Genomic DNA, 412 nt, shown 5'->3' on the forward strand with positions numbered 1-412 from the left:
GGTGCTCTCCCAGCTGAGCTAATCCTCCAAAAGTGGTGACCCGTACGGGATTCGAACCCGTGTTACCGCCGTGAAAGGGCGGTGTCTTAACCACTTGACCAACGGGCCAAATATTATAAATTCCTTATGGCGGAGAGCAAGGGATTCGAACCCTTGATACGCTTGTGACGTATACACGATTTCCAATCGTGCTCCTTCGGCCAACTCGGACAGCTCTCCAATGGCTCCGCAGGTAGGAATCGAACCTACGACCGATCGGTTAACAGCCGATAGCTCTACCGCTGAGCTACTGCGGAATAATATTGCCTGGCAACGTCCTACTCTCACAGGGACAAGGTCCCAACTACCATCGGCGCTAGAGAGCTTAACTTCCGTGTTCGGTATGGGAACGGGTGTGACCTCTCTGCCATCA

3 tRNA genes and 1 rRNA gene are annotated in these 412 nt (G+C 53.2%); all 4 read right to left on the reverse strand.

Features of this window, described 5'->3' with window-relative positions:
• Positions 1 to 33: 33 nt before the first annotated feature.
• Positions 34 to 108: transfer RNA gene (locus tag MR071_RS25140), tRNA-Glu, on the reverse strand.
• 19 nt (positions 109 to 127) lie between these two features.
• Positions 128 to 219, reverse strand: a tRNA-Ser gene (locus MR071_RS25145).
• A 2-nt stretch (positions 220 to 221) separates the two neighbouring features.
• Positions 222 to 296: transfer RNA gene (locus MR071_RS25150), tRNA-Asn, on the reverse strand.
• 8 nt (positions 297 to 304) lie between these two features.
• A 5S ribosomal RNA gene (gene rrf / locus MR071_RS25155) occupies positions 305 to 412 on the reverse strand; the annotation flags it as partial.

It is taken from the genome of Bacillus cereus group sp. BfR-BA-01316 (assembly GCF_022664195.1).
Taxonomy (GTDB): Bacteria; Bacillota; Bacilli; order Bacillales; family Bacillaceae_G; genus Bacillus_A.